The 13,955-nt window shown below is 71.6% G+C and carries 14 protein-coding genes and 2 pseudogenes; 7 read left to right on the top strand and 9 right to left on the bottom strand.

Annotated elements, in window-relative coordinates:
- On the bottom strand, positions 1 to 753 hold a 753-nt coding region (locus tag AAW14_RS12550), incomplete at its 3' end, for a M48 family metalloprotease (RefSeq protein WP_265563202.1).
- On the bottom strand, positions 750 to 1,121 hold the full coding sequence (locus tag AAW14_RS12555) for a BlaI/MecI/CopY family transcriptional regulator (protein ID WP_265563204.1): 372 nt from the start codon (positions 1,119 to 1,121) through the stop codon (positions 750 to 752). The genes AAW14_RS12550 and AAW14_RS12555, both read right to left, overlap by 4 nt.
- Before the next feature lie 121 nt (positions 1,122 to 1,242).
- Between AAW14_RS12555 and AAW14_RS12560 the strand changes: the two genes are divergently transcribed.
- Complete coding sequence (locus AAW14_RS12560) at positions 1,243 to 1,977, top strand: phosphatase PAP2 family protein (protein WP_265563206.1); 735 nt, start codon at positions 1,243 to 1,245, stop codon at positions 1,975 to 1,977.
- A 125-nt stretch (positions 1,978 to 2,102) separates the two neighbouring features.
- Here the strand turns inward: AAW14_RS12560 and AAW14_RS12565 are convergent, their stop codons facing one another.
- From AAW14_RS12565 to AAW14_RS12585, 5 genes are all read right to left on the bottom strand, one after another.
- Positions 2,103 to 3,020: an oxidoreductase gene (locus AAW14_RS12565; RefSeq protein ID WP_265563207.1), complete on the bottom strand. Its 918-nt coding sequence runs from the start codon at positions 3,018 to 3,020 to the stop codon at positions 2,103 to 2,105.
- A gap of 41 nt (positions 3,021 to 3,061) precedes the next feature.
- Positions 3,062 to 4,432 (bottom strand): RICIN domain-containing protein, encoded by a 1,371-nt coding sequence (locus tag AAW14_RS12570; protein WP_265563496.1) that lies wholly within the window; start codon positions 4,430 to 4,432, stop codon positions 3,062 to 3,064.
- Positions 4,433 to 4,495: 63 nt separating this feature from the next.
- Positions 4,496 to 5,206: a chitinase gene (locus tag AAW14_RS12575; protein ID WP_265563209.1), complete on the bottom strand. Its 711-nt coding sequence runs from the start codon at positions 5,204 to 5,206 to the stop codon at positions 4,496 to 4,498.
- Between the two features lie 239 nt (positions 5,207 to 5,445).
- Entirely contained in the window at positions 5,446 to 6,768 is a 1,323-nt protein-coding gene (locus AAW14_RS12580; protein ID WP_265563211.1) for an aldehyde dehydrogenase family protein, read from the bottom strand.
- Positions 6,769 to 7,216: 448 nt separating this feature from the next.
- Positions 7,217 to 7,573: a YciI family protein gene (locus AAW14_RS12585; protein WP_265563214.1), complete on the bottom strand. Its 357-nt coding sequence runs from the start codon at positions 7,571 to 7,573 to the stop codon at positions 7,217 to 7,219.
- Positions 7,574 to 7,671: 98 nt separating this feature from the next.
- On the opposite strand from AAW14_RS12585, the gene AAW14_RS12590 reads away from it, so the two are divergent.
- The gene (locus tag AAW14_RS12590; RefSeq protein WP_265563216.1) at positions 7,672 to 8,715 is read left to right on the top strand and encodes an acyl-CoA dehydrogenase family protein; all 1,044 of its coding nucleotides are present in this window, start codon (positions 7,672 to 7,674) and stop codon (positions 8,713 to 8,715) included.
- 335 nt (positions 8,716 to 9,050) lie between these two features.
- On the opposite strand, the gene AAW14_RS12595 is transcribed toward AAW14_RS12590, so the two are convergent.
- The gene (locus AAW14_RS12595) at positions 9,051 to 9,239 is read right to left on the bottom strand and encodes a hypothetical protein (RefSeq protein ID WP_265563217.1); all 189 of its coding nucleotides are present in this window, start codon (positions 9,237 to 9,239) and stop codon (positions 9,051 to 9,053) included.
- Positions 9,240 to 9,445: 206 nt separating this feature from the next.
- On the opposite strand from AAW14_RS12595, the pseudogene AAW14_RS12600 reads away from it, so the two are divergent.
- The 5 genes and pseudogenes from AAW14_RS12600 to AAW14_RS12620 form a co-directional block, all read left to right on the top strand.
- Positions 9,446 to 9,673, top strand: a pseudogene (locus AAW14_RS12600) (NAD(P)H-binding protein); the annotation flags it as partial.
- Between the two features lie 49 nt (positions 9,674 to 9,722).
- Positions 9,723 to 10,144, top strand: a pseudogene (locus tag AAW14_RS12605) (DUF2867 domain-containing protein); the annotation flags it as partial.
- Entirely contained in the window at positions 10,141 to 11,520 is a 1,380-nt protein-coding gene (locus AAW14_RS12610) for a cryptochrome/photolyase family protein (RefSeq protein ID WP_265563220.1), read from the top strand. The pseudogene AAW14_RS12605 and the gene AAW14_RS12610, both read left to right, overlap by 4 nt.
- A 530-nt stretch (positions 11,521 to 12,050) precedes the next feature.
- The gene (locus tag AAW14_RS12615; protein ID WP_265563498.1) at positions 12,051 to 12,947 is read left to right on the top strand and encodes a YihY/virulence factor BrkB family protein; all 897 of its coding nucleotides are present in this window, start codon (positions 12,051 to 12,053) and stop codon (positions 12,945 to 12,947) included.
- An 84-nt stretch (positions 12,948 to 13,031) separates the two neighbouring features.
- On the top strand, positions 13,032 to 13,472 hold the full coding sequence (locus AAW14_RS12620; RefSeq protein ID WP_265563222.1) for an SPW repeat protein: 441 nt from the start codon (positions 13,032 to 13,034) through the stop codon (positions 13,470 to 13,472).
- A gap of 88 nt (positions 13,473 to 13,560) precedes the next feature.
- On the opposite strand, the gene AAW14_RS12625 is transcribed toward AAW14_RS12620, so the two are convergent.
- Entirely contained in the window at positions 13,561 to 13,836 is a 276-nt protein-coding gene (locus AAW14_RS12625) for an SRPBCC domain-containing protein (protein WP_322741069.1), read from the bottom strand.
- Between the last annotated feature and the right edge of the window lie 119 nt (positions 13,837 to 13,955).

Here is a 13,955-nt window from a genome sequence, read left to right on the forward strand (position 1 = left end):
CCCGCTGGTCGCGGCGGGCGCGAAGGCCGGCCGCTGTTCGTCCGCGGCCCGGGCCGCGAGTGCGGCGCGACCGATCGCCCGGGCGGTCAGCCGCCGGTCCCCGACCACCGCGGCGGCGGCCTCGTCGGCGACGCGCTCGACGGCAAGCCGGATCACCCCGGCCACGGGCCGCAGCCCGGGGTGGCAGAGCGCGGCGAGTTCGGTGACAGCGAGGAAGTAGTGGTGGCCGCCCGCGTTGTGGGCCCGCTCGTGGGCGAAGAGCGCCTCGCGCTCCTGCGGGCTGAGGCTGCGGAGCATCCCGGTGGTGACGACGATGCGATGCGGCCGCCCGGGCAGGGCGTACGCGTCCGGGTGCGGCGAGTCGATGACGCAGAGGTCGCCCGCTGTCGAGCGCAGGTCCGCGTCGGAGGTGGCGGCCCGGAAGGCCCGCGCCTGGCGCAGCACGGTACGGACCACGGTCCACAGGCAGACGGCGAGCGCGCCGACCGAGAAGGCGGCCGCGGGCACGACGAACATGTACGAGCCGGCGCGCAGCGGGCGTACCAGTTCACCGAACGCGGCGAAGAGGGGCAGCTGGAGCAGCCCGGTGAGGACGAAGGCGCCCAGCGCGGTCAGGGAACAGCACACGAGCACGACCGTGGAGCCCGTCACCATCCACAACGCTGTCGCAGGTGCGAGCCGTTCCAGGGCGCGCCGTGCGAGCGGGCCCACCAGGAACGGCAGCGCGAGCGGTACGAGGAGCAGGAAGGTCACTGCTCACCGGATTCCAGCAGGTCCCGCAGGACGCGCTCGTCGGCTTCGCTGAGCTGGGCGACGAACCGGGCGAGCACGGTGTGCCGGTCGCTGTCCCGGTCCAGTTCGGTGTGCATGCGCCGGGCGGTGAGCCCGTGCGCGTCCTGGACGGGGAAGTACGCGTAGCCGCGACCCTGACGCCGACGGCCGACGATGCCCTTCTCGTGCAGACGCGACAGGATGGTGGTCACCGTGGTACGGGCGAGGCCGGCTTCGAGGCTGAGCTGCACCTGGCCGGGGGTCTGGGGCGCCTGCGCCGCCCACAGGGCGGCCATGACGCTGGCTTCCAGCTCGCCCGCCGGGCGACGCTCGTCCTTCGCTTCGGTCATGGAACCCTTCCTCGCCCCGTTGCCGTCTACATTTCTGTAGACCGTCTACAGGATTGTAGTCTTCACGGGTCCGGCCGAGGCCGAATGACCCGCCGGTCCATTATGAAAGGGGCTCACGGGCATGGGCGCATCATGGTTGCACCGCGCCGCGGCACGCCGTCGTCGGGACGCCGTCGTGAAGCGGGCGGACACGGCCGACCTCGCCGGTTCGACGGCGGTGGGCGCTCTGGTGGCGTTCGTGCTGTTGTCGCTGACCGTCACGGGACGGTCCGGCGCCCCGCTGGTCGGCGACAAGGACCTGTTGGACTGGTCGGTCGCCCACCGCCCGCCTGCCGCGGTGACGGTGGCCCGGGCGCTGACGTACACGGGTACCGGGTTCGTGCCGTATGTGCTCGCCGCCCTGGCCGGTCTGCTGATGGGACGCACGGTGCGGCAGCGCGTGCTCACCACGGCGGCCTGCCTCGCCTGTCTGGCCGTCGGCGAGGCCGTGCGGTACGGCGTGATGTCACTGACGGCGCGTCCGCGCCCGGCGACGCGGTACTGGGTGACACACGCGTCGGGCTGGTCGTTCCCCTCCGGCCATACGACGACTGCCGCGATCACCGCCGGACTGCTGACCCTCGCGATCCTGGCCCGTGCGCCGCGGGGCGCGGCCGCGCTCCGGGCCGTGGTCCTCGGATGGGGCGTGCTCGTCGGGCTCACCCGCGTGTATCTGGGCGTCCACTGGTTCTCCGATGTCCTGGGCGGCTGGCTGTTCACCCTGTGCTGGCTGAGCCTGTGCGTATACGTCGCCGCGCGGCTGGCCCCGCACATGGACGCCTGGAGATCACGATCCGCGCGGTCCCCGACGCCCTGAACGGGGCCGGCGGGCCCGGACTCCCCGTGGCCCCGCCCGGAAAATGCGGGCCGGCCGGCTCCTGGCCGACGTGGCGTCAGGACGTGTGCCGTCGTGGCCCCCCCCGGCGTCGGGGGCCACGAGGCTCACTTCCCCTGTCGGTGCAGCGCGTCGAGGCGGGCCATGTCCTTGTCCGTCAGCCGCAGCGCACCCGCGGCCACGTTCTCCACGAGGTGATCCGGGTTGCCGGTGCCCGGAATGGCCAGGACGTGAGTTCCCTGCTGGAGCGTCCACGCCACCCGCACCTGGGCGGGCGTGGCGCCGTGCGCCCGCGCGACGTCCTCGACCACGTCTCCCGTTTCGCCCGCGTCGCCGACCGCGCCGTACTGCCCGCCGTTGCCCGCGACCGCGTAGAACGGCACGAAGGCGATGCCCTGCTCGTCGCAGATCCGCAGGAGTTCGTCCGTGTCCGGGTCGGGTGCGTGCAGCCCGTACTGGTTCTGTACACACACCACGGGCCCAATCGCCTGCGCCTCGGCGAGATGGCGGGGTTCGACGCCCGAGATGCCGAGGTGCCGGATCAGCCCGGCCTCGCGCAGTTCGGCGAGCGCGCCGAAGTGTTCGGCGATCGAGTCCCAGCCGCGCATACGGCGGAGATTGACCACGTCCAGATGGTCCCGGCCGAGCTGCCGCAGGTTCTCCTCGACATGCCCGCGCAACTCGTCCGGACGGGCCGCGGCGCCCCACTCCCCCGAGTAGTCGCGGTAGGGGCCCACCTTGGTCACGATGACCAGGTCGTCGTCGTACGGCGCCAGCGCGCTGTTGATCAGTTCGTTCGCGGAGCGCAGCGAAGAGAAGTAGAAGGCGGCCGTGTCGATGTGGTTGACACCGAGTTCGACCGCCTTCCGCAGCACGGCGATCGACCGCTCGCGGTCGCTCGGCGTTCCGAGGTGGAAGGCGGCACTGCCCGTCAGCCGCATCGCGCCGAAGCCGATGCGGTGGACGGGCAGGTCGCCGAGTTTCCAGGTGCCCGCGGCATCCGCGGTGATCGTTTCGGGGGTCATCCGGGGATCATGCGCAGACTTCGCTCACCGGCGCACCCGGTTTACGGATACGTGTACGTGTTCAAGGTGTTCACGGCGGACGCCGGGTCGCCGAGGTCGTAGCGGTCGACGGCGAGGTAGTTGGGCTTCTTGCGGGCGGCGGGCTGGCAGAACCGCTGGGCGCGGTCGGCGAGTTTGGTGTTGTCCGTCTGTGCCGTGGCCGCGATCGTCACGTCACGGAAGTGGTTCATGACGAACAGCGGGCGAAAGCCCGGCTCGGTGCGGGTGAGCGGGATGGTGGTGTTCGCGTCGTACCAGCGGCTGTAGCAGGACCAGTCGGAGGAGCCGAGGCCCGAGCCCATGGACCAGTAGTTCTCCACCGTCCAGTCCCTCTGGTACATCACGCCGAAACTGTCGCGGGTGAGTCCTGCTGCCTCGTCCGAGGAGCGGCTGTGGTCGGTGAAGATCAGCAGGCGGTGGTTGGCGGCGATCAGATCGGCCACCCTCGGCCAGCCGTTCTGTTTCACACCCGTCCGGTCGGGCCGGTAGAGCACGTCCGGCAGGCCGTTGACGCGGGCCAGTTCGCTGCGCAGGACACCCGGATCGACATAGTCCTCGAGGAAGACGGTGATGAACTGATCGGGGTGGGCCTTGAGGAAGTCCACGATCCGCTGGACGTCCACCCACAGGGCGACCGGGCGGCTGACCAGGGTGCAGCTGTTGTGGCAGAGGATCGCGCCGTCGGGGGTCTGGTGGATGTCCAGCATGAATCCCCGTACGCCCTCGCCGAGTTGCTGGTCGATGCCGCGCACCTGGTTCGGCACCAGGTTCACGAAGGGCGGGGCGAATCCGCCGTCGACTCCGTTGGCGTAGGCGTTGTGCGCGGTGAGGAACGTGACCTGGTCGAGGGTGCGCTGATCGGCGGACGGCATGGGGCCGGTGGGCGACGTGACCGGGGTGAGGTACCAGGAGGAGAGGCCGCCGGGGGAGCCGACGGCCAACTGGGCCGGGTAGTTGGCGCCGGAGGGCTTGGCCGCGACGGTCAGATATCGCTCGGCCCCGGGGGCTTTGAGCGTGTACCGGTCACCATCGACGGGCGCGATCTCCCAGACCGCGTCGGCACTCGTGCACGCGACCGTGCGGGCCTGGTCGCCGGAGCGGCCGAGGCAACTGCCCGCGGTGTCGGCGCTTTCGAGGACGTACGAGGTTCCGCTCGCTCTCAGGTTCCACTGCTGGTGGTCCTCGTTGCCCTTCGGGTTGTGCTGTTCGACGGCTCCCCCGTTGTCGGCCGCGTCGAGCCCGGTGGCGGCGCTCTGGACATAGTAGGCGCCTGCGGACGGAACCGCGGCCGCGGCGCTGGAGGAGGCGGGGGGCACCACGACCGCGGCGGCCAGCGCCGCGGTCGTGGCGAGCAGGGCGTGGGGGGTGCGCATGACGGGTGTGCCCTTCGTCGGCAGATCGGTCAGGTGCATGACACCATCCCCTGCGGTCCGGCGTCAGCAGGAGAGGTTGCCGCCCGGTGAAACTCCGAGGATCTGCGTGAACCGCCGGTAGGCGTCGACGCGGCTCTGCACTTGGGCGGGGTTCTTGCCGTCGCACTCCAGGGCGCCGTTGATGCTGCGGATGGTCTGGCCGAAGCCCGCGCCGTTCACCATGGCGTTGTGGCCGGTCATGGAGCCGGGGCCGGACTGGGTGTTCCAGTACCACAGGCCCGTCTTCCAGGCGACGGCGGCGTCGTTCTGCACCCGGTAGGGGTTGTTGAGCAGATCGATGCCGAGCGCGTCGCCCGCGGCCTTGTAGTTGAAGTTCCAGCTGAGCTGGAGCGGCCCGCGCCCGTAGTAGGCCGACTGGCCCGCCGGACATCCGTACGGTTGGCTCCAGTCGCAGTAGTGCGGGTAGTTGGCGGTGTTCTGCTCGACCACGTACACCAGCCCGCCGGTCTCGTGCCCGACGTTGGCGAGGAAGGCCGCGGCCTCCTGCTTCCTCACCGTGTCGCTGCCGGTGTTCGCGAAGGCCGGATACGCACCGAGGGCGGCCGTGAGCCCGCCGTAGGTGTAGAAGGAGTTCCGGCCCGGGAACATCTGGTTGAACTGCGCCTCGCTCACGACGAACCCGGCGGCGGACGCCGTGGGAGCCGACTGCAGGACCAGGGCGGTGCCCGAGACGGCGAGCGAGGTCAGGACTGCGGCGATGCGGCGCCTCAACACAGGATCAACTCCTTTGTGCGACACGGCCGCTCCCCACAAGGGCAGGGCGGAGCCGAGCCTTGCGCGCACGCGCCGGCGGTACCGGCCACGGCGTGGGGGCGGCCGTGGTGGGGGGTGTGGAGGCACACTCAACCGCTTTGGTCTGTACCAGTCAAGGGTGTAGACCAGTCAACTGTCGTACCGGCAAGACGGCTCGAGCCCGGTCGCAAGCGCGACCGGGCTCGATGACTCGAGGAGACTCAGCCCAGCGGCTTCTCCAGAACCGCCTTGCGGTGGCTGAACGTCTCGATCGAGTAGCGGCCGTGATAGCTGCCCATGCCGCTCTCCCCCACACCGCCGAACGGCAGGTCGGAGACGGTGAGATGGGCGAGCGGCAGGCCGTAGCCGAGGCCACCGGAGGATGTCTCGGCGGCGATCCGCCGCCGGGTGTCGTCGGACTCGGTGAAGACGTACAGCGCCAGCGGCTTGTCCCGGTCGTTGATGAAGTCGATCGCCTCGTCCAGTCCGGACACGGTGACGACGGGCAGGATGGGGCCGAAGATCTCCTCCTGCATCACCGGGGACGTGGGGTCGACGTCGGCGAGGACGGTCGGCGCCATGTACTTCGTCGTACGGTCGCTGCCGCCGCCCACGACCACCCGACCGGAGTCGATCAGGCCACTGAGACGGTCGAAGTGGCGTTCGTTGACGATCCGGCCGTACTCGCCGTGGGCGGCGGGGTCCGTGCCGTAGAGCGCCTCGACGGCCCGGACGAGCGCCTTTTCGAGGCCGGCAGCGGTCTCCGGGTCGGTCAGGACGTAGTCGGGGGCCACGCAGGTCTGCCCCGCGTTGAGGAACTTGCCGCGGGCCAGCCGTTCGGCGACCACCTCGAGGCCGGCGCCCCGGTCGACGAACACCGGGGACTTGCCGCCGAGTTCGAGGGTGACCGGGGTGAGGTGCTCGGCCGCGGCCCGCATGACGATGCGGCCGACCGTGCCGTTGCCCGTGTAGAAGATGTGGTCGAAGCGCTCGGCCAGCAGGGCCGTGGTCTCCGGGACGCCTCCCTCGATCACGGCGACCGCCTCGGTGTCCAGGTATGCCGGCAGCAGACGGGCGAGTGCGGCCGAGGTGACCGGAGCCAGCTCACTCGGCTTGGCGACGACCGCGTTGCCCGCGGCCAGCGCGCCGATCATGGGAGTCAGCAGGAGCTGCGCCGGGTAGTTCCAGGGCGCGATGACCAGGACCACGCCCAGCGGGTCGTACTGCGTCCAAGCCGTCGCGTCCCCGCCGAGATGCGCGGGGACCGGAGCGGGCTCGGGGTTCAGCCACTCGCCGAGGTGATGCAGCGTGTGGTCGATCTCCCGGACCGTGAAGTCGATCTCGGTGCGGTAGGCCTCGGTGGAGCTCTTGCCCAGGTCCGCGTGCAGGGCGGCGGCCAGCTCCGGCCCGTTCTCCGTCAGCATGGTGCGCAGGCTGCGCAGCTGGGCCGTGCGCCACTCGACGGGCTTGGTGCGGCCGGTGCGGAAAGTGGCGCGCAGCCGAGCCACGGCTTCGGCGGGCTGCTCGGTGCTGGGGTGGTTCACGGTGCCTCGCAGGTGGTGCGGGGTCCTTGCGCGCAAGGACGTCTCTGGCCAGTCAGGTGTAAACGCCAACCTTTCAAATGGTCAAATAAATTCCGGCGCCGCGCACCACCCTGCGTATGAGCCTTACGTCACACCCGCCGGCCGCGCGGCCCGGGCCCGTTGCCACGCCACGCCACGGGGAATCAGACGTCCGCCTCTCCTGCGGCCCCACCCCGCCGCCGTTCCAGGCAGTCACCTTGCGCCGGGGTCCCGGGGAGGGCGATGGCCGCCTCGTGGGCGCCCTCGGCGTCGCCGCCCGGCCCGGGCGGCGCAGCAGTTCGGCGTGGACCGCCTGGACCGCTTCCTCTGCGAGGCCGATGTCGCCGAGGAAGATGAAACGGACGAGGACGAAGACCACGCCGCTGTACTCGGCACGTCGGACGGCCTCGGCGTCGCCGGGGCTCCGGCATCAGTCCTCGGCCGGATGCATGAAGGGGCGCACCTCGATGGGGAGGGTGGTCGCTCGGGTCGCCTTCCGGCCCCACTCGAGAGCCGCGTCCAGGTCAGGGGCCTTGATCAGGCAGAGGCCGCCCAGATACTCCTTGCCCTCGGCGTAGGGCCCGTCGGTGATCAGCACCTCGCCGCCCTCGGGCCGCAGGACGGTGGCCTTCTCGGGGCCCTGCAGTCCGCCGGCGAAGACCCAGGCTCCTGCCTCGCGCAGCTCCTCGTGGAATGTCTCGACGTTGTGCATGATCGCCGCGAGCGCCTCGGCCGAGGGCGGCTCGCCCTCGCTCGGCTGGATCACACTGAGCAGGTAGTACTTCATGACGTCCTCCTTGGCTCCATGGGGTTCTGTCACCTCCTACACGAACGGCACAGCCCCGGATCGACACCTCGCCCGAAGACATCGGGAGAATCCTCTTCATGACCACCGCCGCACACCCCCTCGTCGCCCGCGCCCGGCAGCTCGCGGACGACCTGCTCGCCCCACACGCCGAGCGCGTCGACCAGGAGGGCGTGCCGGCGAGCCATGTCGAGGCGGTGAAGCGGTCGGGGCTGCTCGGAGTGAGCGCGCCGGTCGAGTACGGCGGCGCGGCAGCACCCTCCTCGGTGGCCCGGCAGATCGCGGAGATCCTCGCCGGGGCGTGCTGCTCGACGTGGTTCGTGCAGACGCAGCACCACACGCCGGTGCTGACCCTGACGAAGAGCGAACTGCCCGTGCGCGAGCGCCTGCTGGGTCCGCTCGCGCGCGGCGAGCTGATGTCCGGGGTGGCGTACGCCCACCTGCGTGCGCACCCGCGTACCCCGGTTCGGGCCACGCGGGAGCGGGGCGGCTGGCGGTTCGACGGGACCGTCCCCTGGTACACGGGGTGGGGCCTGAACGACGTGATGCTGCTCGCCGGATGGACCGAGGCCGACGAGGCGCTCTTCGTCTTCACCGAGGCGCACGAGCAGGCGGGGCTGCGGGCGTCAGAGCCGGTGCGGCTCGCCGCTCTCACTGCCGCTCGCACGGTGGTGCTGGAGCTGGACGGGCTGTGGCTGCCTGACGAGGCGGTCGCCCTGCGGGCGCCGTACCGGCAGTGGACGGCGACCGACCGCGCGAAGACCGTGAACGCCTCACCGGCGGTGTTCGGCATCGCCGAGGCGGCGCTCGGCCTGCTGGACGAGGACACGGCGCAACCGCTGCGGGCCCGTGTCGACGAGGTGAGGCGCCGAGCCTACGCGCTGGCCGACCACCCCGTACCGCACGAGCACCACGAGGAGCGGCTGGCCCTGAGGACCCAGGCGTACGAGGTGATGCGGGCGGCCACCACCGCTGCGGTGGTGGCCGGCGGCGGCCGGGCGCTGGCTCTGACGAGCAGGGCGCAACGGCTCGCGCGCGAGGGGATGTTCCTGCTGGTCCAGGGCCAGACGGCGGAGTCACGCCGGGCACATCTCGACGTCCTGGTCAGGGGCGGCGCCCCGTGAGCGGGGCGGGGCTGTCATGGTGCTGCACCACCGCGTGGGAGCCACCCGGCACCGGCGGATTCAGAGCGGCGGCCAAGGCAGTGTCCACACTCAACCGGCCACGCTCACCCCGCCAACGGCACCTGGGCCCGAGCAACCGCGTGCCTCCCGAACGGATGCCGCCACAGGCCCCGCGCGGCGAGCCGCGGCAGCACCCCGCGCGGTCAGTACAGGATCTGCACGAGGTGTTCGTGCGCAGGGCGCGGGAGCTGAGCAAAAAACTCGGCTCCCACGCTCCGCGGCCGGGCGAGTCGGCGCCCGGCTCCTCGTGACCGTCCGGTCAGTCGTCGTCCCGGTCAGTCGTCGTCGCAGCCCTGGACCACCACCAGGAACGCGTCCGACTTGAGATCCATGATCACCTTGGCCGGCTCGCCCTGCGCGCGGCGCGCCGCCGCGTACTCCTCCGCCGGCCACGATCCGCGCGGAGCTCCCGCGGGAAACCGCTCCAACACCTTCGCGCTCATAGCGGCAGACACCTCCAGCATCGATCGACGAATCGAACCGACAACTCCCTTACGAACCGCCTGCCCGCGCTCGACGCGGACATGTCGGGCTCGCAGGACTCCTTCGCGGCTCCCCGCCCAGCACCCCCAACGCACGGTCACGACGAGAACCCCGTCGGCGCATCCGGAACGGCCCTCTCCGTGGAAGTGATCGTTGAAGGGACACCGACTGGGAGGAACGGGAACTGATGAACGGCGACGAGGCCGCACCGGGACCGCGTTGTCCGGTGACAGGCGCCGCGGGATGCATCGGCGGCCGGCTCGTCCCCGAGCTGCTCGCCGCGGGATACCGCGTGCGCGCTCTGGCCCGCTCCCCGGGAAAGCTGCGCGACCACCCATGGTCGGGCGAGGTCGAGGTGGCCGGCGGGGGCGTCACACGGTCCGCCTCGGTCGCCCAGGCCATGCGCGGCGTCGACGTCGCGTACCACCCGGTGCACGCCCTGGGCACCGGTCGCGGCTTCGAGCGGCCTGCGGCGCGGTCGACGCGGCGCAGCACGGCTGCGGATCGGCGGCTCATTGGACTTCTGGCGGGTCGAGGAGATCGAGCCGGGACATCTGCTGCGGCTGCGGGCCGAAAAGCGGCTGCCGGGCCTCGCCTTGCCGGAGATGTGAGCCGACAGGGACGCCGCCGGACGCACCCGGTACCGCCGGCGCGCCCTGTTCCATCCGCACAGGCTGCTCGCCCACGCCTGCCGGTGGAGCGTCTTCCCCTTCCACGCCCCCGTGTTCGGCGGATCGGCCCGCAACATCGCGAAGGCCGCGACCAGGGCCCCGCTCACTGCGAAGGGGGCACACGCACCCGCTCGCTGACCCGCGCATCCGCCCGGCCCGCCCCGGCCGGAAGCACCTCACGGCCCCTCCCCCGCATCCCGGAGTCCGCCCCATGAACGTCTCGGTCGTCCTGTTCACCTCCGACCTGCGGCTGCACGACCATCCGCCGCTGCGGGCCGCCCTCGACGGCTCCCGCCTCGTGGTGCCCCTGTTCGTGCGCGACCGGGGCGTGGTGGCGGCAGGTTTCGCCGCTCCGAACCGGCTGGCGTTCCTCGCCGACTGCCTCCAAGACCTCGACACCGCTCTGCGGGCCCGTGGCGGGCGTCTTGTCATCCGCTCCGGGGACGTGGTCGAGGAGGTGTGCCGGGTGGTCACCGAGGCGGACGCCGACGAGGTCCACATGGCGGCCGACGTCAGCGCCTATGCGCAACGGCGCGAGGCACGGCTGCGGCGGGCCCTGGAGGCGGAGGGGCGCCGGCTGTACGTCCACGACACGGTGACCACCGCCGTGGCGCCCGGTGGGGTGACCCCGGCCTCCTCGGACCACTTCGCCGTCTTCACGCCCTACTTCCGGCAGTGGTGCGGGCAGCAGCTGCGCGCCGCCCTCCCCGCGCCGCGCACCGTACGGGTGCCGGATGCCGTCGGATCCGAGGAACTCCCCGCACGCACAGGCCTCCGCGACCTGTCGGAAGGGCTGGCCACCGGCGGCGAGACGGAAGGCCGAAAGCGGCTGGCGGCCTGGCTGCGCGGCGGTCTTGCCGCGTACGCGGACCGCCACGACGATCTGGCAGGCGACGCCACCTCCCGTCTCTCGCCGCATCTGCACTTCGGCACGCTCTCCCCCGTCGAGGTCGTCCGCCGGGCGCGCGAGACGGACGGGCCGGGCGCCGAGGCCTTCGTACGGCAGATCGCGTGGCGCGACTTCCATCGTCAGGTGCTGGCGGCGCGCCCGGCCGCGGCCACAACCGACTACCGTACGAAGCACGACCTTTGGCGGTCCGAGCGTGCGACGCGCAAGGAGGTCGAGGCGTGGCGGGAGGGCCGCACCGGCTACCCGGTGGTCGACGCGGCGATGCGTCAGCTGCGCCACGAGGGCTGGATGCACAACAGGGCCCGTCTGCTGGCCGCGAGCTTCCTCACCAAGACCCTGTACGTGGACTGGCGCGTGGGAGCCCGGCACTTCCTCCGGCTGCTGGTCGACGGGGACCTCGCCAACAACCAGCTGAACTGGCAGTGGATGGCCGGAACGGGCACCGACACCCGGCCCAACCGGGTGCTCAACCCGGTCGCCCAGGCAAAACGCCACGACTCCGACGGCGTGTACGTACGGCGCTGGGTACCCGAGCTGGCGGCGATCGAGGGACCCGCGGTGCACGAGCCCTGGAAGCTCCGGGGTCTGGACCGTGCCGCGGTCGGCGACTACGTGGACCCGATCGTCGACCTCTCCGACGGACTCGCCCGCTTCCGGCGGGCCCGTGAACGGCGCGACTGAAGAGTCGTACCGGGGATCTGACCGGGTGCCGACCTTGACGAAGTGCGCGACCGGGAACGACGGCGCGCGGACGGCCCGGGCACTGCGGCGCCTCGCGATCAACGGTCCGCGTCACCCGGCAGCCGTTCGTACACCCTGCGCCGCAGGACCCGCGGGGGCGACGTGGTCCTCCCCGCCGGGCGTGACGACCTGCCTCCCGGCGACTTCGAGGCACTGCAGCCGGTCCGGGCCGTAACCGACCCCGTTCCGGCCGGAGTTCGCCGCAAGGGATCGGCTGCGGCACCGACTTCCTTCGACCGGGTGACGGAATGACCCCGACTTGACGGGTGAGGGGAAGGGAGTGAGTGAGTGACGAGTCCGCCGGTCGGTGCTGCGCAGGGGACATGCCGGGTGGTGCCACGGACAGCCGCGCGCGACGCGATTCGGACGGAAGGGCAGCCGTGGAAGGGCATGCGTCAGTACCCCGGAGGAGGCGGCCGTGGCCGCGACGGGCCGGCACACCGGCCGGCACCGCTGCGCCGCCCGCCTTGGTGGAGGCCCTCAACCGGCTCCGCGGCTCATGGCCCGTGCTGTGGGCGGCGCTGCGCCGCACACCGGTGGTGATGTGGCGGGACGACGTCTCGGACTGGGCCGCGGCCCTCACCTACTACGCGATCCTCGCGCTGCTGCCCACGCTCTTGATGACGTTCTCCTTGATCGGCGCGGTCAGCCCGCACCTCACGGACGCGCTGATCGCACGCGTCACCGCCTGGGCACCGGCCGAGGCCGGTACGGCCCTGCACAGCACGCTGAGCCGGCTCGCCGGGGAGCGGTCCGCCGCGCTCACGGTGGCCGTGGGCGGCGGGGCGAGCGCGCTGTGGTCCGCCTCCAGTTACCTGGCGGTGTTCCGGCGGGCCCTGCACGATCAGCACGGTGTGGCGGACACCCGCCCCGCCCTGCGCACCGCGCACCGCATCCTGCTCACCGCCATGGCGCTGCTGACCCTGTGGTTCTGCAGTGCGCTGCTGCTCGTACTGGGCGGCCCCCTGGTGCGGGAGCTGGGGCAGCGGGGCGGTCTGGGCGAGGCGGGTTCGACCGCCTGGACCTTGCTGCGCTGGCCCGCCCTGGTCGCGCTGGTGGCGCTCCTGGTGCTCGTTCTCTTCCGGACCGGACCGCCCGCGGCTCGCGTGCTACGGCATGCGGTGCCGGGCGGGGTGCTCGCCGCGGCGCTGTGGCTGGTCTCCTCCGTCTGCTTCACGGCGTACGCGGCGGGGCTCGGCACCTACAGCAGGCTCTACGGGCCGCTGGCGGGAGTGGTGGTCTTCCCCGTGTGGCTGTGGATGACCCATCTGTCCCTGCTGGCGGGCGCCCAGTTCACGGCCGAGCTGGCGCGGGCCGAACGCGGTGCCGGATCCTCCAAGTCCCCAACCCCTACACATAAAGAATAAATAAGCGCAGAATGAGCATGCGCGGCGCTCTACCGCACACCGCACCAGACGCGGTCAGGCCTGCAGAGTCAAAGGAGACGAGTCATGTCTGACGTCTCACACACCAGGGGTGACATCACCACCCACCCCGATGTACACGAAATGCGGGACCGCTACGCCCGCATGCTCGGTGGTCGCGATGTGGCGCTCGTGGACGGACCGGTGTTCCTGCTCGGTCTGTACTGCGCCGCGTCCCCGTGGATACTCCACTACACGACGAGCCAGCCGCCGCTCGTGACGCACAACCTCATCATGGGGATCGCGATCGGCCTGCTGGCTCTCGGATTCACCATCATGCCGGAGCGAATGTACGGCCTGAGTTGGGCGATGTGCGCGCTGGGCGCATGGATGATCATTTCGCCATGGATCGTCGGCACCGCCCCCGACACCGGAGTCGTCGTCAACAGCATCGTGATCGGCGCACTTGCCGTGGTGCTGGGCACGCTGTGCGCGGGCGCGGCGGCAAAGAGCACCTCCCGGGCATAGGCGGCCGTCCGGTCACCGGACACAACGGGAACAGAGGGTAACCACCGGCCGGTCCGCGCACGCGGACCGGCCTCCTCGCACCCGGCCCTCACCCGGCGGCCCCTCGGCGGTCCGGCAGCAGCCACGGCTCCTGCGGCAGCGGACTGCCGGTCTCGATCAGGGACTTCAGATTGGAAAGGACCGCCGCCCAGCCGCCGGCCGCCTGCGCCCGCTCGGCCTCGTCGACCAGATCCTCGTGGGTGACGGTGAGCCCGACGATGTCGCCGTGCGGCTGGATGTCGAAGGTGACCCTGGAGTACTTGTCCTCATGCGCCTCGTGCTCGGGCGCGGCCCAGGTGGTGACCAGGCGGGTCCACCCGGGCAACTGGCGCAGCGACGGCGGTGGTCCGGTCGTCCTGGACTTCGCCGACGCGTACTGGGGCCATCCGCGGTGGACGGTCTGCGCGCGCCCTCGACTTCCTCCCCTCCTCGGCCCGGGCGGCG

Origin of the sequence: Streptomyces hygroscopicus, from assembly GCF_026168105.1 — a bacterium.
GTDB classification, from domain to species: domain Bacteria; phylum Actinomycetota; class Actinomycetes; order Streptomycetales; family Streptomycetaceae; genus Streptomyces; species Streptomyces hygroscopicus_D.